The organism is Flavobacterium flavigenum (assembly GCF_027111255.2).
Classification (GTDB): domain Bacteria; phylum Bacteroidota; class Bacteroidia; order Flavobacteriales; family Flavobacteriaceae; genus Flavobacterium; species Flavobacterium flavigenum.
The window spans coordinates 1,606,360-1,626,449 of sequence record NZ_CP114285.2; the positions used below are offsets into that span (position 1 = coordinate 1,606,360).

Annotated in this window: 22 protein-coding genes; 13 read left to right on the top strand and 9 right to left on the bottom strand. The window is 34.5% G+C overall.

What is annotated here, in order from left to right; genetic code table 11:
- Window positions 1-49 precede the first annotated feature (49 nt).
- The 4 genes from OZP09_RS06075 to OZP09_RS06090 all read right to left on the bottom strand — a co-directional run bounded on the left by OZP09_RS06075 (window position 50) and on the right by OZP09_RS06090 (window position 4,246).
- On the bottom strand, window positions 50-457 hold the full coding sequence (locus OZP09_RS06075) for a GNAT family N-acetyltransferase (protein WP_269237016.1): 408 nt from the start codon (window positions 455-457) through the stop codon (window positions 50-52).
- 68 nt (window positions 458-525) lie between these two features.
- On the bottom strand, window positions 526-1,992 hold the full coding sequence (locus OZP09_RS06080; protein ID WP_269237017.1) for a glycosyltransferase family 2 protein: 1,467 nt from the start codon (window positions 1,990-1,992) through the stop codon (window positions 526-528).
- 289 nt (window positions 1,993-2,281) lie between these two features.
- Window positions 2,282-3,862 carry an NADP-dependent glyceraldehyde-3-phosphate dehydrogenase gene (locus OZP09_RS06085; protein ID WP_269237018.1) on the bottom strand — a complete coding sequence of 527 codons (1,581 nt, stop codon included), beginning with the start codon at window positions 3,860-3,862 and terminating at the stop codon, window positions 2,282-2,284.
- Between the two features lie 72 nt (window positions 3,863-3,934).
- Window positions 3,935-4,246, bottom strand: coding sequence for a rhodanese-like domain-containing protein (locus OZP09_RS06090; RefSeq protein WP_078226243.1), 312 nt, complete (start codon window positions 4,244-4,246; stop codon window positions 3,935-3,937).
- 360 nt (window positions 4,247-4,606) lie between these two features.
- On the opposite strand from OZP09_RS06090, the gene OZP09_RS06095 reads away from it, so the two are divergent.
- From OZP09_RS06095 to OZP09_RS06110, 4 genes are all read left to right on the top strand, one after another.
- Window positions 4,607-5,245 (top strand): Crp/Fnr family transcriptional regulator, encoded by a 639-nt coding sequence (locus OZP09_RS06095; RefSeq protein ID WP_269237019.1) that lies wholly within the window; start codon window positions 4,607-4,609, stop codon window positions 5,243-5,245.
- A 112-nt stretch (window positions 5,246-5,357) separates the two neighbouring features.
- Window positions 5,358-6,143, top strand: coding sequence for a sulfite exporter TauE/SafE family protein (locus OZP09_RS06100; protein WP_269237020.1), 786 nt, complete (start codon window positions 5,358-5,360; stop codon window positions 6,141-6,143).
- A gap of 176 nt (window positions 6,144-6,319) precedes the next feature.
- Window positions 6,320-6,604, top strand: a complete 285-nt coding sequence (locus tag OZP09_RS06105) for a hypothetical protein (protein WP_281310465.1) — start codon at window positions 6,320-6,322, stop codon at window positions 6,602-6,604.
- Between the two features lie 89 nt (window positions 6,605-6,693).
- Window positions 6,694-6,876: a hypothetical protein gene (locus tag OZP09_RS06110; RefSeq protein ID WP_269237021.1), complete on the top strand. Its 183-nt coding sequence runs from the start codon at window positions 6,694-6,696 to the stop codon at window positions 6,874-6,876.
- 372 nt (window positions 6,877-7,248) lie between these two features.
- Here the strand turns inward: OZP09_RS06110 and OZP09_RS06115 are convergent, their stop codons facing one another.
- Window positions 7,249-7,650, bottom strand: a complete 402-nt coding sequence (locus OZP09_RS06115; protein ID WP_223682693.1) for a hypothetical protein — start codon at window positions 7,648-7,650, stop codon at window positions 7,249-7,251.
- 476 nt (window positions 7,651-8,126) lie between these two features.
- Here OZP09_RS06115 and OZP09_RS06120 point away from each other — a divergent pair, with 476 nt between their 5' ends.
- The 3 genes from OZP09_RS06120 (at window position 8,127) to OZP09_RS06130 (ending at window position 9,834) form a co-directional block, all read left to right on the top strand.
- A complete protein-coding gene (locus OZP09_RS06120) occupies window positions 8,127-8,948 on the top strand; it encodes a helix-turn-helix domain-containing protein (protein ID WP_269237022.1) in 822 nt (273 codons plus the stop codon).
- A gap of 74 nt (window positions 8,949-9,022) precedes the next feature.
- Window positions 9,023-9,592: an NAD(P)H-dependent oxidoreductase gene (locus OZP09_RS06125; protein WP_269237023.1), complete on the top strand. Its 570-nt coding sequence runs from the start codon at window positions 9,023-9,025 to the stop codon at window positions 9,590-9,592.
- Window positions 9,593-9,624: 32 nt separating this feature from the next.
- On the top strand, window positions 9,625-9,834 hold the full coding sequence (locus OZP09_RS06130) for a DUF4260 family protein (protein ID WP_269237024.1): 210 nt from the start codon (window positions 9,625-9,627) through the stop codon (window positions 9,832-9,834).
- An 88-nt stretch (window positions 9,835-9,922) separates the two neighbouring features.
- Here the strand turns inward: OZP09_RS06130 and OZP09_RS06135 are convergent, their stop codons facing one another.
- The 4 genes from OZP09_RS06135 to OZP09_RS06150 form a co-directional block, all read right to left on the bottom strand.
- Window positions 9,923-10,309 (bottom strand): helix-turn-helix transcriptional regulator, encoded by a 387-nt coding sequence (locus OZP09_RS06135; RefSeq protein WP_269237025.1) that lies wholly within the window; start codon window positions 10,307-10,309, stop codon window positions 9,923-9,925.
- Between the two features lie 233 nt (window positions 10,310-10,542).
- Complete coding sequence (locus OZP09_RS06140) at window positions 10,543-10,947, bottom strand: hypothetical protein (RefSeq protein ID WP_269237026.1); 405 nt, start codon at window positions 10,945-10,947, stop codon at window positions 10,543-10,545.
- Between the two features lie 597 nt (window positions 10,948-11,544).
- On the bottom strand, window positions 11,545-12,621 hold the full coding sequence (gene cydB / locus OZP09_RS06145; protein WP_269237027.1) for a cytochrome d ubiquinol oxidase subunit II: 1,077 nt from the start codon (window positions 12,619-12,621) through the stop codon (window positions 11,545-11,547).
- 2 nt (window positions 12,622-12,623) lie between these two features.
- A complete protein-coding gene (locus tag OZP09_RS06150) occupies window positions 12,624-13,970 on the bottom strand; it encodes a cytochrome ubiquinol oxidase subunit I (RefSeq protein ID WP_269237028.1) in 1,347 nt (448 codons plus the stop codon).
- Window positions 13,971-14,227: 257 nt separating this feature from the next.
- Here OZP09_RS06150 and OZP09_RS06155 point away from each other — a divergent pair, with 257 nt between their 5' ends.
- The 6 genes from OZP09_RS06155 (at window position 14,228) to OZP09_RS06180 (ending at window position 20,077) form a co-directional block, all read left to right on the top strand.
- On the top strand, window positions 14,228-15,646 hold the full coding sequence (locus tag OZP09_RS06155; RefSeq protein WP_281310466.1) for an MBL fold metallo-hydrolase: 1,419 nt from the start codon (window positions 14,228-14,230) through the stop codon (window positions 15,644-15,646).
- 108 nt (window positions 15,647-15,754) lie between these two features.
- Window positions 15,755-16,318, top strand: coding sequence for a YeeE/YedE family protein (locus tag OZP09_RS06160; RefSeq protein WP_269237826.1), 564 nt, complete (start codon window positions 15,755-15,757; stop codon window positions 16,316-16,318).
- Window positions 16,319-16,329: 11 nt separating this feature from the next.
- Window positions 16,330-16,806 (top strand): DUF6691 family protein, encoded by a 477-nt coding sequence (locus tag OZP09_RS06165; protein WP_269237029.1) that lies wholly within the window; start codon window positions 16,330-16,332, stop codon window positions 16,804-16,806.
- Between the two features lie 306 nt (window positions 16,807-17,112).
- Window positions 17,113-18,705 carry a glycerol-3-phosphate dehydrogenase/oxidase gene (locus OZP09_RS06170; RefSeq protein ID WP_269237030.1) on the top strand — a complete coding sequence of 531 codons (1,593 nt, stop codon included), beginning with the start codon at window positions 17,113-17,115 and terminating at the stop codon, window positions 18,703-18,705.
- Window positions 18,706-18,977: 272 nt separating this feature from the next.
- Window positions 18,978-19,439: a MarR family winged helix-turn-helix transcriptional regulator gene (locus tag OZP09_RS06175; protein WP_281310467.1), complete on the top strand. Its 462-nt coding sequence runs from the start codon at window positions 18,978-18,980 to the stop codon at window positions 19,437-19,439.
- A 5-nt stretch (window positions 19,440-19,444) separates the two neighbouring features.
- Window positions 19,445-20,077, top strand: coding sequence for an NAD(P)H-dependent oxidoreductase (locus OZP09_RS06180; RefSeq protein ID WP_269237031.1), 633 nt, complete (start codon window positions 19,445-19,447; stop codon window positions 20,075-20,077).
- Window positions 20,078-20,090: the final 13 nt, after the last annotated feature.

The window sequence follows — 20,090 nt, forward strand, 5'->3', positions numbered from 1 at the left end:
AGTTTTCTATAAATCAGGCGCAATTAGGATTTTTTTCACATTTCAAAAATCAAAAATAAAATTCCATTATTGTAAATTCCTGACCTGCTTTGCTAAACGTTTGAAATGTATCTTTCATTCCCAATTTCTCATAAAAGGATTTTTTATTAGATCTTGCATTGCACCAAATTCTTTTTAAATTCTTTTTTCTGGCCAATTCGAAAATATGTTTTAAAAGTTCGGATGCGATTCCCTGGCCTTGATATTCGAGTAAAGTGGCCAATTTTCTAAACTGCATTTCATCATCTGAAATAAAACACGATACAATTGAAACCAGTTTTTCATCTATAAAAACGCCAAAATGTAAGCCGGATTTATCTTCTTCCAACTGAACAAATTCCAAAGGCTGATCTGGCCACATTACTTCATGCCTGATTTGCCAGGTATCAGAAGGTTTGATCGATTTTATTATCATCATATAAAAAAATAAAAACCGTCTTAATCCATAAGGAAAAAGACGGTTCTAAAATAATCTATTTTTTTATTTTATTTAGCCAATGGGCTGTATTGTTCCAGAGTAACATATTCTTCTACTTTCTTTTCAGACAAACCACGTGTCAGCCATCCTTTTTTATGTGCCGTGATAATGGCATACGGAGTAATCCAAAACAGGCTGAAGCTGTAAAAAACACTATATGAATACGCCCACATTGCTTCTGAAAAACTATATTTTTTAGCATAAAAGAAAGCTGAAAAACTTGATATAACGAATATGCTTACGAGCGTTGAGCTAAAAAACAATAGTGGATGAATTGCTATAAAAAAGAACATGAAGAATAAAAAGGGTAAAGACATTATAATTTTTGCCGTTTGGTCTAAGTATAAAAGTCTTGTTCCTAATTTAGATCCGGTCCTAAAATTTTTGAAAACGTATTTTGCCATCATCAGGTTTTCCCTAACATTGCTTCTTCCCCAACGGATAAACATTTTATACAATCCTGTGTATCCTTCCGGAACATTCGTAAGTACAACTGAATTTCTTTGAAACAAAACCTGATGCCCCTGTTTCAAAATCATATTGGTCATCGCGCGGTCCTCGCCAATGTCTGAAGGTTCTCCCATAAAAGTCTGGTTGATCCATTCTTCAAGACAGGCAAATACCGAAGTTTTTCTATACGCTGCCAAAGCTCCCGGAGTACAGAATACTGACCCTAATACACTTTCTACAGATCGTACAAACTCAAAGCTCATTACAAAACTCACATTCAACATTTTAGGAAGCATTGCTATTTTATTGTTCAAAACATGAACATTTCCGGCAACAGCTCCGCATTTTTCATTGTGAACAAAAGGACTCACTAAGTTTCGCAATGTATCTTTTTTTACAATTGAATCGCTGTCAACAGTCACAAAAATATCTCCTGTTCCTAATTTAAATCCTCTGTAAAGTGCGTGACGTTTTCCTTTGTTTTGTGGCTGCTGATAAATAGACAGGCGATCACCAAGCTGTATCTTGGCTTGCTGAATCCAATTCCAGGTATCATCTTTACTGCCATCGTCAATTGCGAGTATCTGCATTTTCTGCTCAGGATAATCACTATCTGCTAAGCTTAACAAGGTATTCCAAACCAGTTTCCCTTCATTATAAGCCGGAACAATTATGGTAACTGTAGGCAATAATTCATCTGAAACGGATTCTATGGGTTTGTATTTAAAATAAAGAAAGGACTTGTATAGAAAAACACCTGCTTTAAAAAGAAACAAAGCTGTAGTCAGAATTAAAAATGGATAACCCCAGGTAGAATTTATTCTGTCAATATGAAACTGATCAAAGTCGGATTGGAATTTATAAACCAGAAAACCTCCGGTCATCATTAGTAAAAAAGTGCCTATAAGTATTGCAATACCGGTTGCACTTGTTGTTTGATTATTATTTATCGAATATTGTTTGCTATGTGTTACATTAAGACCTGAGTCATAAAGTTGTTCTGAAGTAATGGTTTCGCTTTTCATTGTGGATTGTATTTTTTATCTAAATGGCATTTATGTTTTTACCTGATTAATTATCTACAAATGAATAAGCAAGGCATGTGCCATTTGAATTCATCACTGATATTAAGCGATTTAAAAAAATACACACTTTTTATCTGTGTATTTATTACACACTTTTACGAAACAATACACACTTTTTTAATCTAATGGATGGAATAATGAAGAGCCATTTCAAAATATATTAAAAAGAAAAAACCGCCTTATTCAAATGAAAAAGACGGTTTTGAAAATTAATATATAACCTTAAAAATTATAAAATATAATCTGTATTGATGAAATTAGATTCTTTACTGTTTAATAATTCCTGAAGGATTTCATTATTATAAGCAATGTCTTTTGAAGCCACAAAAGTACGAATTGAGAACGAACGCAATGCATCCGGAATACTCAAAGTTCCTACTGCAGAATCTTTACGTCCGGTGAACGGGAATGCATCCGGACCTCTCTGGCAAGAACTGTTCAGGTTTACCCTGCACACTAAGTTAACCAAAGCATCGATAAGTGGTGCTAAAGTTTTAATATCTTTCCCAAACAAACTTACCTGTTGTCCGTAGTTTGATTCGGCCATATCGTCAAGAGGCTCGTTGATATCTTTGAAAGAAATAATTGGCACTACTGGTCCAAATTGCTCTTCGTGATATACTCTCATTTCTTTATTTACAGGATACAGAACAGCAGGGAAAATGTAGTTTTCAGAATGTTTTCCTCCTTTTTCATTTAAGATTTTAGCACCTTTGCTTTTAGCATCATCAATTAATCCCTGAATATAAGCCGGTTTGTCTTCTTCCGGAAGCGGAGTTAAAGAAGCGCCTTTTTCCCATGGATTTCCAAATACTAAAGCATCTACTTTTTCAGAAAAACGTCTGTTGAATTCTTCAGCAATTGATTCATGTACATATAATATTTTTAAAGCTGTACAACGCTGACCATTAAAAGACAATGAACCTGTAATACATTCCTGAATTGCCAAATCTAAGTCGGCATCAGGTAAAATAATCGCAGGGTTTTTAGCTTCCAGACCTAAAATCAAACGTAGTCTGTTTTTGTTTGGATGCTGATCCTGTAAAGCAATCGCAGACTTACTGTTTCCAATCAATGCCAAAACATCAATTTTTCCAGACTTCATAATTGGAGAAGCAACTTCACGGCCTCTTCCGTATACGATATTGATAACGCCTTTTGGAAAACTGCTTCTAAAAGCTTCCAATAATGGCGAAATACATAAAACTCCATATTTTGCCGGTTTAAAAATCACGGCATTCCCCATAATCAGGGCAGGAATCAATAATGAGAACGTTTCGTTAAGAGGGTAGTTATATGGACCAAGGCACAAAACCACTCCAAGAGGTCCACGGCGGATCATTGCGTTTACTCCCTGAACTTTTGAGAATTTAGAACTGCGTCCGTTTAATTCTTTGTAGCTGTCAATAGTGTCCTGAATATATTCTACTGTTCTGTCAAATTCTTTTTGCGAATCGCCAAGGTTTTTTCCGATTTCCCACATCAAAAGTTTTACCACATCTTCGCGTGTTTCTTTCATTTGCCTAACGAAATTCTCCATGCATTTGATACGGTCAATCACTTTCATCGTTGGCCATAAACCTTGTCCTTTATCATAAGCAGCAGTCGCAGCTTCAACTACCTCAGCAGCTTCTTTTTCTGCCATGAACGGAATAGAACCCAATAATGTCGGCGCATATTTTTCTGTACAAGAAATAGTCGAAAAAACAGGTGTTGTCTGACCTGTCCATTTTTTCAATTCTCCATTAACAAGATAAGTATCCTGATTCAGAAGGTCTTTAATCTGATATTCTTCGGGTATAAAACTCATAATCTGGTAATTTTAGTTTGGTTATTTATTTATTTTTAAATGAAAAAAGAGGCTTTGCCGCCTCTTTCACTTTTATGGATTTACGGTATCACCTTCCCAATCCAGGATCCCGCCAAGCAGATTATAGGCATTCTCAAAACCTAATTCATTCATAATCTGGCATGCTTTTGCGCTTCTTGCTCCTGAACGGCAATACACGTAATAATTTTTATTTTTATCTAATTCTTCTATTTCATAAATAAAAGCCTGGCCTTTATTGATGTCAATGTTTACAGCGTTTTCAATATAGCCGTCATTAAACTCGTCTTCAGTTCTTACATCCAGTATAACTGCATTTTCATCAGACTTTAATTGTTCAACCCAATCTTCTTGTGATAAATTCATAGCATTGTGTTTTTTGTAAAATTAAAAGTTTTTACTACATAAAATACGTTCCAAATACTTTTTCGATTATTATTCAGAGAAAACGTTTTAGAGAACATAAAATTGTCAGCATTTTACAAATTTACTCACTATTTTCAAAAAAACATACTTTAATATCACCAGAAAATAGGATATTTTCATTTTAAGTATTCCTATCTTAAAAATAGTTTTCTGACATTTTATACCATTTCAATCTCTTATCTTTACAAAAAATTATTTTTTATTAACCTTTTGAGAAAATTAAGAGAAAAAACTAATAGCTGTAATTGATGGCGAGTTTCAACAATATAAATCATCTGATTTAGCAAAATTATTACTCCAATGAAAAATTCATTAAAAACTTTATTTCCTAATTTCTCCAATGAACTTATTGCGACAATTGAAGAAAGCGGAAGCCTGCAGGATTTTAAAGCCGGCACTATCCTGATGAGAACCGGACAATATATCAAAAACACGGTTTTAATTACCAAAGGAAAAATCAAAATTTATCGCGAAGGCGACGATGGAGGTGAGTTTTTAATGTATTATTTACAGCCCGGACAAGCCTGTGCTATTTCGATGATATGTACCGCAAAAAGCGAAAAAAGCCAGATTATGGCTAAAGTTGTCGAAGACGTTTCAGCCATGATGATTCCGCTTCAAATGATGGACAAATGGATGATGGAACACAGATCCTGGTACGAGTTTGTTATCGAAACCTACCGAAGCCGCTTTGAAGAAGTACTTGAAGTAGTCGATAACATCGCTTTCCGCTCTATGGATGAACGCCTTGAATTCTATTTAAAACGCCACTCCGATGCTTGTGGCTGCTCTGAAGTCAAATTATCACATCAGGAAATTGCATCCGAATTAAACACCTCCAGGGAAGTGGTTTCGAGATTACTCAAAAAAATGGAACAATGCGGCCTTGTCAAACTAAACCGCAATCAGATCGAATTATTGAAGACTAATTTGCACTAATTATATTCTTTTACATTCAGCGTTTAAGTGCTGTATCAAAAAATTACCTTCTGTGATAAATGTTACTGTATAATCCTAATTTCCGAAGCAACTTTGCATAAAAACAAATGCAATGGAATACGCTGGTTATTTTGCTTCAGTTATTATCGGGATCTCTCTTGGCTTAATCGGTGGAGGAGGTTCTATACTTACAGTACCAATTTTAGTATACTTATTTAAGGTAAATCCGGAACAAGCTACTTCATACTCCTTATTTATTGTCGGGATAACCGCCATGTCCGGAAGTTACAGCCATTACAAAATGGGCAACCTGAAACTCAAATCGGCTTTGTATTTTGCGATTCCTTCTGTGATATCCATCCTAATTATCCGCGAAGTTATTTTCCCTCAGATTGCAGCTACTTTATTCTCCGTCGCTTCCTATTCGGTTTCAAAAGATTTCCTGATTATGGTTGTCTTCGCTATTTTGATGATCACTGCGGCGATTTCCATGATTCGGAAAAACGAGCCCGAAATAAAAGTAACCAAAACTAATTACATCCAATTAAGCGTAATAGGTTTTGTAGTTGGAATAGTAACTGGATTTCTGGGTGCCGGAGGCGGATTCTTAATCATCCCGGCCTTGCTGTTTTTCGCTAAATTACCAATGAAACAAGCCGTAGGAACTTCATTATTAATCATCACAATCAATTCTGTAATAGGTTTTGTAGGAGACTTATACATCGGAACACCAATTAATTATCCTTTTCTATTGGGTATTTCGATAATGGCACTTTTGGGAATGCTGATAGGAAGCCAGCTTTCTAAAAAAATAGATGGTACAAAGTTAAAACCTCTTTTTGGCTGGTTTGTACTTGTTATGGGAATCTATATTATCACTAAGGAAGTTTTGTTTTAAGGTTTTCAGGCTATTTTTAAATAGTTTCACTTGTAGAATAGCCTTTGTTAGGTTTCGAATCGTGACAAAGACGAAACTAAAAGGCAGCAAAATTTGAGTCTTTACTAATTAAAAATCCAGAAAACAATATTTCATTTGGCATCAAGTTTGCGTGTAATCGAGTAAAATATTTCCAAATGAAAAAAAATACTTTAACCATTATTCTCTTTTGTACTGTTTTTTTCTCTTACAGCCAGAATATTTTTTACAGGACTGATGCCTCCAACCGTACGAAACTCGAGGTTGAACCCAATCACGAAGATTTAAATTATAAAACCGATTTTTTTGGTAATACAGTTATTGAAGACTTTCAGGGTCAGGTAATCGTTATTTTAAAGAAAGATATTTTCGGGAATCCCCTTGTTACAGACAAAGATGGAAAAACAATCGCCAAACAAAAAAAGATATTTTTGACGATATAATAATTGAGAATGGAAACAATCAAATAATTGCGAAGCAAAAAACAGACATTTTTAATCTCATTACCATTATTGACAAGGAAGGTTGGATTATGGCAAAACAAAAAAAGGACATTCACGGAAACATCTTCATAGTTGACCATTATGATCAGGTTGTATCCACACAAAAAGAAGACATTTTCGGACCAATCCTGATAGAAAGAGGATACCAAAGAACCATCATTATTGAAGACTGGGGCTATTATGGAAAAATGAAAGTTTTTATAGCCAGATAAACCCTAACTTAGTTTATTTACCGGTTATAAAAAAGCTTTTAGCCCAAATAAAATTTGGGCTAAAAAACAGGACGCATTTTGCCTGGAGTTATATCAAATTTCCCCAAATTTTTGTTTATAACGACCAGGCTCAATTCATGTCCTGCTTAAAGCTTTTCTATGATCTGATTTTTTTTCGAAAGTTCACTCGCATTGTTATTTGCGTTAATATTTATTTAGGACATTCTAAAACTTATTATTATCAGAAAACTACAACACGTATTTCATTATTTTTTTCTGATAGTGATAAAATAACCATACATCAAAGCTGCTATTATGATAACTACATTATAGTGAGAAATTCCAAATACATACATTTTCTTTATTCTTTATTTAAGCAGTACTTTTTATATTTCTTTCAAACTGAAAATCCAGATATTGATCTATCTGCCTGCCTATCAGAAAACGGTCATTTGCTTCAATTTTAATTCTTGTCTCTTTTTGATAAATATCTTTTACAAAAACAAAATATATAAATTCTGAAGAATCAAATCTTGCGATTATAATAAAAGCGTAACATAAAATTGTGGGAATGATATAGTATAAATCCATCATATCAGTAAAAATCATACAATAATATGCTACGGCGGTTACTGCAATAAAAGCACTGTTTTCAAGAAAATATTTTTTCTTTTTTCTTAGCAGTCCAAGTTCTTTAATTTCATCAAAATTATACTGCCAGTTTTTAGATTTATAGTTAAATTTAATTGTGTCGCTAAAAATTGTTATGAACATAAATGATAAAAAATAAGAGTTTACATAAACATCTTTTAAGATCTCCCGGAAAATCTTAGATGTGCAATATTAAGTATTAACTTCTTTTTTATCTTAAAATAAAAATTATAGAATATAACCAATAGTTGTAATTAAAAACTTAAAAAACAGTAACCTAATTACCATTAATTTTTATTTTTTATTTACTTAAAAACCAATATTTTGCTGGGGGATTTCTGGAACCGGGCTGTGCTATAACGACTTAAAACTTATTTTTCTAATTAAAAAATACTGTTTTTAAAAAAGTCCAGCTATTAAAATGAAAGTTTAAGTTTGTAAATTTAAGTTTTATCTGCAAAATCGTTTGATTAACTTTAATAGAACAAGTTGAAACAAAACGAATGTAAGAATAGAAAGATGTCTGTTGTGAATGATAAACTGAAAGATAAAACAAAACCAATTCATATAAGACACAAAACAATATAACAACAAAGACAATGACAGAAGATAATTCCGAATATAACAACTTCAGAATACCAATACCGCCCCGTTTTGAAGAAGTATTTACTCATTTTTATTTTGCAGAAAATAAGACCGGAAAACTTATTTCCAAAACTTTATTGCCTTCTTATCAAACGATATTAATTTTTAATTTCGGAGCAAAACCCTATTTAATTACGAAACAAAATACAAAGATTGAAGTTGACAAATACCTCATAATTGGTCCAATAAAACAGGCTTTTGATTATGTTTTACCTCATCGCACCGAAATGTTAACCGTCAATTTTAAAGATGACGCTTTTTCACGTTTTTTTGGCAATGCTATTATTTCAGAGCATTTGCCCATTAGTCCCGACGATTTAGTAAACGACGATTGTTTTGGGATTTTGTGGTATAAACTTAGTAAAATACAAAATATTGAGGCAAGAGTTAATTGCATCCTTGAATTTAGCGAACCTTATCTTGTAACGAGAAATAAAATTGCCGAACAACTGTCAAATTTCAGGGATCAATCCTTAAATTCTATAAAGTATGTTGCAAGTCAAAACAACCAGACCGAACGTAATATGCAGCTTCAGCATAAAAAACACTTTGGTTATTCTTCCAAAGAATACAACCGCTACGAAAGATTTTTGAAAGCCATCGAACTCATACAAAATATGGCGTCTTTATCTTCAAAAATTGATTGGCTCGAAATTGTAACCGAATGTGGTTATTACGACCAAAGCCAGCTCATAAAAGACTTTAAACATTACATTAATCTTACACCTTCACGATACCAAAAATTCCAGCAGGATATCTGCAATCCAATATCCTGATTTCGTTTTCTTACAATTTTAAGTCATAAAGGCATTCTACATTTGTTTCATCAAATTACAAAAACTACAAAACGATGAAACATCTTATTATTTATGCCCATCCCAATCCAAACAGCTTAAACAGCTATTTAAAAAACACTACTGCAGCACATCTTGAGAAAAACAATCACGAAGTCGTAATTCGGGATTTGTATGCCCTGAATTTCAATCCTGTCCTTTCATTGGACGACATGGTAGGACAACGAAACGGATTAGTATCTGACGATGTAAAACGAGAGCAGGATTTCATTACATGGGCAGACTGTATCACATTTATTCACCCCATTTGGTGGACAGGATTACCAGCTATTATGAAAGGGTATATCGACCGCGTTTTCAGTTATGGATTTGCGTATCGTTACGATCAGGGAATCCAGAAAGGATTACTTGCCGGCAAAAAAGCAGTCATTATCAATACCCACGGAAAATCGAAAGCAGAGTATGAAGCAATCGGAATGGATAAGGCCTTGCTGCTGACATCAGACAAAGGCATTTATATTTACTCAGGGCTTGAGGTTACAGAACATCTCTTTTTTGAACAAGCAGACAGGTCTGTTTCAGAACATCTGGAAAACTGGGCAAACCAAATCAAAAACGCTTATTAATACCTATTTATAAACTTTAAAAAACAACTATTATGGAAATTTTAATTCAAATAGAAGAGCTCATTATGTTTCTCGGATGCATCTATTTATTTTCACGATTAAACATAAAATGGTGGTGGTTCCCTGTTCTTTTGCTTCTGCCTGATTTGGCCATTTTTGATTTTAGTTTCACTTGTAGAGTAGTCTTTGTTAAAATTCTGAATTTTGGCAAAGATGAAACTAAAATAAATCATCATTCTTAAGTCATTTTTTTCGCTTTTAAAAAAATGAATTAATCAAAAAAATGAATTTTGAGTCAAAAAAACAGTACGAATTTTAATTAAAGTCATTTCAGAGTTCCCCATACTTTTCTTTATAACGTCCAAGTTCAATTTCTGTCCTGTTTAAAAGCTTTTCTAATAATCTGATTTTGTCTTCATAAAGTTCTTTTATCGTAGAAGTATTCTCTGTATTAATTAAGATACTTCCATTATTGTTTCCTGTGATTCTATTAAAACTATTAAAATACCGGTCGTAATCAAAACTGATAATATCTTCAACGCTTACATCAAGAATTTTCCCTATTTCAACCAGTTTTTCATAACTCAAAGAAGTTTTTCCTTTTTCTATTTTACTATAGCCTGCCTGAGTTACGCCTAATTTTTCTGCCATATATTCCTGAGTGTAATTTTTTAGCTCTCTAATGTTTTTGATTTTGTCTTTAATTGTTGTGGGCATATTTTTTTAATTTGGGATAAGAGGTATAGCTAAAACAGCCCGCCATTATTTTTTTAACAGCATAACTAAACCTCATTTAGGGTATTCTAAAACTGCATTATTTAAGGAATGATAAATGTAGTTTTTCATTATTTTTTTTTGATAGTAATAAAATAACCATACATCAAAGCTGCCACTATGAAAGTGAAATCATAATAGGATATTTCAAATAAATACATGTTTGATTCTTTACTTTAAGCAGTCTTTTTTATATTTCTTTCAAACTGAAGATCCAAATAGCGATCTATCTGTTTACCTATAAGAAGTCGGTCTTTTGATGCAATTTTAATTCTTATTTCTTTTCTGTAAATATCTTTTACAAATACGAAATACACAAATTCTGAAGGGTTATCAAATCTTAAGATGATGATAAAAGTATAACATAAAAGTGTTGGAATAATATAGTATAAATCGATCAGTTCTGAAAAAATCATACAATAATAAGCTACAGCGGTTACGGCAATAAAAATACCGTTTTCAAGAAAATATTTTTTCTTTTTTTTGAGCAGTCCGAGTTCTTGAATTTCGTCAAAATGATACTGCCAGTTTTTAGATTTGTAGTGAAATTTAATTTTGTCTGTAAAAATAGTAATGAACATAATAATAAGAAAATAAAGGTTTGCGTAAAAATCTTCTTTCAGGATTCTTCCGGAAAATTTCTTAGATACGCAATATTAAGCATTAACTTCTTTTTTTTCTTACAACTTAAATTATAGAATATAACCAATAGTTGTAATTAAATCCTTAGAAAAACTGCTAAAACAGGTTCCCATTTAATTTACTTTATATATTGTTTATATATCTATTTTTTTTGGCGTTACGCCTTGATTCGGTAATACGCTTTTATCTTTTCCCAGCTGGCAACAGGAAAAACGATACCGCTACTATTCCTAACACGATTCAGAATGGTTAAATCATTTTACAATTGTTAAATAATACTAGCGAAACTTCTTTTTAAACCATCTTTTAAATTGTCTCATGTTTTACCTGGAGATTCAAAAAACGTACAAAAAAGGCTTTAGGTAAACTCAATCTCTTTTGGCTAAAGCCTTTTCCTTATCCAAATAAAAAACCTCCAGTTAAAACTGGAGGAAATACATATTTTACACTTTTGTAATCCTTCTAAAAGTTTAAAGCTTTGACAAAGGTTGTGATTCATTACATTTAATTCGTGCAATTCGTGGCTAAAAACATAATCAATGCTCCCCATACCCAACATCATCCATTTTCCCGCTAAACACACGATACTGAATAATGAAATAAACAATCACCAGAAACAAAGCAATAAAAAACCAACTCAAACCGGCATTCAAACCGTATTCTCCGGCGGCTGTATTGTAAATCGTCAATGACGGGTTCACTTTATTCGTTGAAGGCAGAACATTCGGAAAAATCGAAACCGCTGTTGAGGCAAATCCGCCTACTAAAAACAAAGTCGAAAACAGAAAACCGTAACCGTCTTTTTTAAAAGTCCGTACTTTAAATAATCCTAAAATCCCAACAAAAGTCAGAATCGGAAAAAACCATAAAATTGGGTTTTCTACAAAATTATGAAACGGTTTAGGCTCAATAAAATGCCAGACCTGCAGTGAAATAAAAACCAAAACCAGCAAAACAATATTCAGTTTAAAAACTACATTTTTAAGCTTCGGATTTAAAGAAGAATTTGTTTTGTAAATAATCCAGTTTGCACCGTGAATGGTAAGCGCTACAACACTCACAATTCCCAAAAACAAAGTGAACCAGTCGATAATTCCCAATTCATTTGCCTGCGGGCTAAAAGTCGGATTCCATAAGGGCAGAAAGAAATAATGTGCTTCCTGGGTAGAAACACCATTTTGAACCATTCCGAGGTTTACACCCCGAACGATATTTCCCAGTGCCATTCCGAAGAAAAGTGCCAAAAGCAAACTCGCTATTCCGAAAGCTTTGTCCCAAATCGCCTCCCACATATGATTGTGCACCTGTCCGCGCATTTCCAATCCGATTGCGCGGAAAATCAAAAGCCATAAAATCATAATCAAAGGCAGGTAAAATCCGCTGAAAGACGATGCATACAAAGTCGGGAAAGCAAAGAACAAAACGCCTCCGGCGGCAATTAGCCAGACTTCATTGGCATCCCAAAAAGGACCAATGGAGTTTGTAATAACTTTTTTATCCCTTTCTGTTTTCGCAAAAAACAAATGAATAATTCCTGCACCAAAATCATAACCGTCCAATACCAGATAAACAGCCAGGATGCCCATTAAAACTACGTACCAAAAAAATTCCATACTTATATTTTTTCTGTTGAAAGTTCCACATGATGCGGCCCTTTATTGATAATTTTTCCAACCAAAAGCAAAAACAGCATTCCGAGTAAAAGGTATAAACCAATAAAACCCAGTAATGTAAATAAGGTATTTCCGGAGGAGACCGTTGGCGAAGCACCCGATGCTGTTCGCAATAAATTATAAACCAGCCACGGCTGTCTTCCTAATTCGGCCGTGTACCAGCCTGTGGTGTTAGCAATATACGGAAACGGCATCATAAACATCAGCGACCATAAAATCCATTTCGTTTCAAACAATTTCCCTCTGATTAACTGGAAGAGTGAAAGGACCATCAAGCCGATAAATACCGTTCCCAATCCTACCATAATATGATACGCATAATACAATCCTGAAATATTGGTTGGATGCAGGTCTTCTTCAAACTGGTCTAAACCTTTAATTTCCTGATTCCAGTTTCCATACGTCAGGAAGCTCAAAATATTTGGAACGGCGATTTTATTATCGAGCTTTTTGTCTTTTACATCGGGCTGTCCTATCAAGACAATTTCAGAACCTTTCTTTTCGGTATGAAAAATTCCTTCCATAGCGGCAAAAGTCACTGGCTGGTGTTTCACTACGTTTTTAGCAAGTAAATCTCCTGTTGGAACGGCAACGATGATACTCGAAATCAATCCGAAAATGACACCGGTTTTTAAAAATAATTTCCCGAAAGAAACATTTTTTCTGCTTAAAATATAAAAAGCACCAATTCCGGCAACCACAAACGAACTCGTTACCAAAGAAGCCGCCTGATTGTGCAGGTAAGAAGGCCACAACCATGGATTTAAAAACAACGCTTTAAAATTCGTTAGTACAAATTTTCCGTTTTCCAAAATTTCATAGCCTACCGGATTCTGCATCCACGAATGTGTAGCTATGATTAAGTAGCCGCTAGCCCAGGAGCCAATCATAATCAACAATCCGGTTACAAAATGCCATTTATGTCCGAGAAGTTTTTCTCCAAATAAAAAGATACCGAGAAAAGAAGATTCGAGAAAGAAAGAGAACATGCCTTCCATAGCAAGAGTTTGTCCAATAATTCCACCCGTTAATTCGGAGAATTTGGCCCAATTGGTTCCAAACTGAAATTCCATCGGGATTCCGGTTACAACTCCCATTGCAAAATTCAGGGCGAAGATTTTCATCCAGAAATGCGTGGCATGATTGTATTGTTCGTTATTGGTTTTGAGATATTTCCACTTAAAGTAAACAATAATGAGCGAAAGACCCATTGTAAGCTGTGGAAAAAGATAATGAAAAGTAATGGTGAAGGCAAATTGCATTCGGTCATAAAAGAGCATTTCTTCCATAAGGTAATTTGTTTATGAAGTTCCACAAATTTACCCATTAAAACCCGAATTGCTGTCCTGCAAAACCAGTTTATTTGTAAATTTTTAAGCCATATAAGTAAATATAAGTTTACGCAAAATCTAAAATGAACTTAGATCAATTATATGTTGAAATTATTTAAAGTTTTTTCTGCAAAATCAGATTTCTGTAACATTAGTCACTTACATTCGTCCAAAACAAACCTACCTTTGTCATCCAATTATTTATTAAGAGAATCATGAAAATAGAACAAATTTACACCGGATGTCTCGCACAAGGTGCATACTATATTACTTCAAACGGAGAAGCTGCCATTGTTGATCCGCTTCGTGAAATTCAGCCTTATCTGGATCGTCTGGAACGAGACGGCGTTAAACTGAAATACATTCTTGAAACACATTTCCATGCTGATTTCGTTTCCGGACATGTCGATTTAAGCCGGGAAACCCAGGCTCCAATCGTATACGGACCTAATGCTAAACCCGAATTCGAATGTATTGTTGCAACAGACGGACAGGGATTTAAAATAGGAAACATTACCATCAAAGCGCTACATACCCCAGGACATACTATGGAGAGCACCACTTATTTACTAATAGATGAAAACGGAAAAGATCATGCAGTTTTCTCCGGTGATACTTTATTTATTGGCGATGTAGGCCGTCCGGACTTGGCTCAAAAAGCCGCCGGAATGACTCAGGATCAATTGGCCGGCATTTTATTTCATTCGCTAAGAGATAAAATTATGACTCTGGCTGATGATGTTATTGTTTACCCTGCGCACGGTGCCGGAAGTGCCTGCGGAAAAAATATGAGCAAGGAAACTGTCTCTACTATCGGAAATCAAAAAGCAACCAATTATGCTTTGCGAGCAAATATGACCGAAGCCGAATTTATTAAAGAAGTTACAGACGGATTATTGCCTCCTCCTGCCTATTTCAGCATGAATGTGGCGATGAACAAAAAAGGATACGAAAGCTTCGAAACAGTTTTGCATAACGGAATGAAAGCAATTAACGTAAAAGATTTTGAAGCTGTCGCAGAAGAAACCGGAGCATTAATTTTAGATACCAGAAGTGCAGCAGATTTCAGCAAAGGATTCATTCCACAATCTATCAACATCGGAATCAACGGCGATTTTGCTCCCTGGGTTGGCACTTTGATTGCGAATGTAAAGCAGCCGATTATTCTGGTCACCGAAGCTGGTATGGAAGAAGAAACTGTAACCCGTTTAAGCCGTGTAGGTTTTGATACCATTATAGGACATTTGGAAGGTAGTTTTGAAGCCTGGCAAAAAGCAGGTTTTGAAACAGATGCTGTAAACCGAATTTCAGCAGAACAATTTGCAAACGAAGCTGACATCAAAAAAGACAAAATAATTGATGTTCGAAAAGAAACCGAATACGAAGCTGAACATGTCGAAGATTCATACAGCAAACCTCTGGCTTATATTAATGACTGGGTAAAAGATATTGACCCTAAGGAACATTTTTACCTGCATTGTGCGGGAGGCTACAGAAGTATGATTGCCGCTTCGATTTTACAGGCACGGGGTTTCAGAAATTTTACTGAAATTGAAGGCGGTTTTGGAGCAATTGCAAAAACCAATATCCCAAAATCAGACTTTGTTTGTCAAAGCAAGACTCTAAAAGCATAAACATTGAACATAAATTTCCACCATATAAGTTATATTAGTTAACTCAATTAAAGCTTACTTATATTTACTTATATCACTTATATGGTTCAAAACATTTTAAACATGAGCATATTAGAAATCATCAAAGAACCATGGCCGTGGTACGTTGCCGGTCCGTTAGTCGGATTAACGGTACCTATATTATTAATTATCGGAAATAAATCTTTCGGGATAAGTTCTTCGCTACGCCATATTTGTGCAGCTTGTATTCCCGCAAACATTTCCTTTTTTAAATACGACTGGAAAAAAGAAAGCTGGAATTTATTCTTCATCTTCGGAATTTTCCTTGGCGGAATTATGGCTGCATACTTTTTATCCAATCCAAATGAAGTTGTAATTACACCCGAACTTTCCGCTCAATTAGCCAGCTACGGAATTACGGATCACTCCGGATTATTGCCGAAAGAACTTTTTTCATGGGAAAGTTTATTTACCATTCGAGGATTTATCATCATTGTCGTGGGCGGATTTTTAGTAGGTTTCGGGACCCGTTATGCAGGAGGCTGTACAAGCGGACATGCCATCATGGGATTATCAAACCTGCAATGGCCGTCATTAGTCGCTACAATCTGTTTTATGATTGGCGGTTTTATAATGTCACTTTTGATTTTGCCTTATATTCTTTCACTTTAAAATTTTAAAAAATGAGTTTAGAAAATAAAAATACAGACAGCGAAGGAATCAACGCAAGTAAGCAAAATGAGTCCGTGTTTGGAAACCTAAAATATTTAATCGTTGGGATTTTTTTCGGAATTATATTTGTAAAAGCCGAAATCATAAGCTGGTTCCGCATTCAGGAAATGTTCCGTTTGGAGTCATTTCATATGTATGGTGTAATTGGAAGCGCAGTTGCGGTTGGATTACTATCAGTTCAATTGATTAAGAAATTCAATATAAAAACTTTACAAGGAGAAAAAATCGAAATCCAGCCGAAAACTTTCAATAAAGGACAAATCTACGGCGGATTGTTATTCGGTTTCGGCTGGGCCATTACCGGAGCTTGTCCGGGACCATTGTTCGCCCAAATTGGTACGGGTGCGACAGTTATTATTGTAACTTTAGTAAGCGCTATTGCCGGAACCTGGGTTTATGGTTTAATAAAAGACAAGCTTCCTCACTAAAAATTAGTTTCAGGTTACAATTTGATTTCAGGTTTCAGGTTAATACACTTTGACTAAAGTTTAATCGCACACTAAGATATACGCAAAGTTCACAGAGTTTTTTCACAAAGCTTGTGAACTTTGCGTTTTTCATTAGCTTTTTATTTAAAAAACATTATGCTCTTTGCGGTTAAATATGTTCAAAGAAAGTCAACTTGAAACTTTAAACCTGAAACAAATAAAAACCAAACCCGTTTCTTCATCAATTTTTAATTTCCTTTTGCTAAGTTTGCTTTCAACAATATTTTCCAAAAAGTAAACTAAAATATGATTCGTTCCGAACATCTCTCTCAATTGCAAAATACCGAAAAATGGGACATAATCATAATTGGTGGAGGCGCAAGCGGTCTTGGAACAGCACTTGATGCAGCAAGTCGTGGTTACAAAACAATCTTACTGGAAGCGGTTGATTTTGCTAAAGGAACTTCAAGCAGAAGCACAAAACTCGTTCATGGCGGAGTTCGTTATTTAGCGCAAGGCGATGTGCATCTGGTACGTGAAGCGTTAAAAGAAAGAGGTTTACTCGCTCAAAACGCAGGACATTTGGTTAAAAATCAATCTTTTGTTATTCCGAATTACAATTGCTGGAGCGGATATTTTTATACCATCGGCTTAAAAATTTATGATGTATTGGCGGGCAGATTAAGTTTAGGCGCTTCAAAATATATCTCAAAGGAAAAAACGATCGAAATGCTTCCGAATGTACAGCAAGAGGGATTGGCAAACGGCGTGATCTATCATGACGGGCAATTTGATGATTCGCGATTAGCCATCAATCTTGCACAGACAGCTGTAGAAAAAGGCGCTTGTGTCATTAATTATATAAAGGTTGTTAATCTAATAAAAGATGATACGGAAACGGTTATTGGCGTACAGGCAATCGATCAGGAAACTGGAACTCAATACGACATAAAAGGATCGGCCATCATAAATGCTACAGGCGTTTTTACAAATGCTATAATGAAGCTCAATGATAAAGTGTATAAAAAATATATCGTTCCGAGTCAGGGAATCCATTTGGTATTTGATAAATCTTTCTTACCGGGCGACCAAGCCTTAATGATTCCGAAAACAAAAGACGGAAGGGTTTTGTTTGCAGTACCATGGCATAACCGTGTCGTGGTTGGTACCACAGATACTTTAATAAAAAGTCACAGTTTAGAACCTGTTGCCCTGGAAAGTGAGATCCAATTTGTTCTTGAAACAGCTCAACGCTTTTTAGCTAAAAAACCAACCCGAGCAGATGTATTATCGGTTTTTGCAGGTTTACGTCCGTTGGCAGCACCTAAAGAAGAGGGCAAAAGTACCAAAGAGGTTTCCAGAAGCCATAAAATCCTGGTTTCTAAAACGGGATTAATCACGATTACCGGCGGAAAATGGACTACGTATAGAAAAATGGCTGAGGAAATTATTGACAAAGCCATCAACACAGGAAAATTACCTAAAAAAGAGTGTGTCACTGAACATCTTTCCATTCACGGAAACAAATCCACCACTACTGCTGATCGGGAAAATCACCTTTACATTTATGGCTCAGATATTCCTAAAATAACCGAATTACAAAAAAATGAACCTGAGCTAAATGAAAAACTCCACCCCGACCACGAATTCACTATGGCAGAAATCGTTTGGGCAATCCGTTATGAAATGGCCAGAAATGTCGATGATATTCTGGCAAGACGTGTCCGTTTATTATTCTTAGATGCGAGGGCAGCAATTGAGTCTTCAGAAAAAGCGGCACGATTAATTGCGAAAGAACTCGGACATGATGAAATCTGGATTGCTAAGGAAATTTCTAATTTTAAAGCAATTTCAAAAGGTTTTCTTTTATCAGAATACCAACAAAATACATTAAAATAACTATTTAATATCCCAGCTGACACAAGTTTATCTTACAAAAAATAACAATCAATAATTTTACTTCGAGATGGCTTATCAATTTTAACTTTTAGTTAATTATCACAAAATCAGCATTTTAAAATATATAAATCACTAATTTTACCGAAATTAAAATTCCAAAACCTTTTTTCAATAGTTAATCCTAAATACATTAACAAAAAATTAACAAAACACTTGTATATACAATAGTTAAAAGATATACATTTGTATATACAAATTATACACTTACAACTATGACAATTGAAGAGGTTATAAAAAGTACTGTTAAGATGGATAATGCGAAAAAAGTTATTCTGAATATCATGTATACGCAAAATGTGATTCAGGATCATTTCAATGAGTTGATAAAACCGTATGATCTGTCCGGGGAACAATATAATGTATTACGCATATTAAGAGGACAAAAAGGAAATCCTGCCAACATGTGTGTCATACAGGAACGTATGCTTGCGAAAACCAGCAACACAACACGATTGGTTGATAAATTGCTATTAAAAGAGTATGTAACCCGAAATGTATGCCCGGGAAACAGAAGAAAGATTGAAGTTTTAATCACCCAAAAAGGACTGGATGTTTTAAAAGAATTAGATCCAAAAGTAGATGCACATGAGCGTGAATTTGCTGCCAATATAAGCCCCGAAGAATTAGAATTATTAAACCAATTATTAGAGAAATACAGAACCCAACAAAATTAAATATTATGAGTACATTTTTAGAAAGTCAGAATTGGAGATATGCAACAAAACAATATGATGCAACCAAAAAAATCTCTGCTGAAGATTTAAACACACTTAAAGAAGCCGTTAGACTAAGTGCTTCTTCATACGGTTTGCAGCCTTATAAAGTTGTGATCGTTGAAAATCCTGAATTAAGGGAACAATTAAAAGCTGCTGCTTACGGACAAACTCAAGTTACAGATGCTTCTCACCTGTTTATTTTTGCAAATGATCTTAATCTTGATGCAAAATCAGTTGAGGCATACATTAAAAATATCAGCGAAACCAGAGGTGTTCCTGCGGATGCTTTGGGCGGTTTTAGCGATATGATGAATAATGTTATTTCTAACTTATCAGATGAAGCTAAAAACAACTGGACAGCAAAACAAACTTATATCGCTTTAGGAAATTTATTGGGTGCTGCTGCAGAATTAAAAATTGATGCTACACCAATGGAAGGTTTTAATCCAGCCGCTTTTAATGAAATTTTAGGTTTCGACAAATTAGGATTAAACGCTGCTGTTATTGCAACTATCGGTTATAGACACACCGAAGATGACACACAACATTATAAAAAAGTTAGAAAATCTCAGGAAGAATTATTTATCACACTTTAATTATTTAATAACA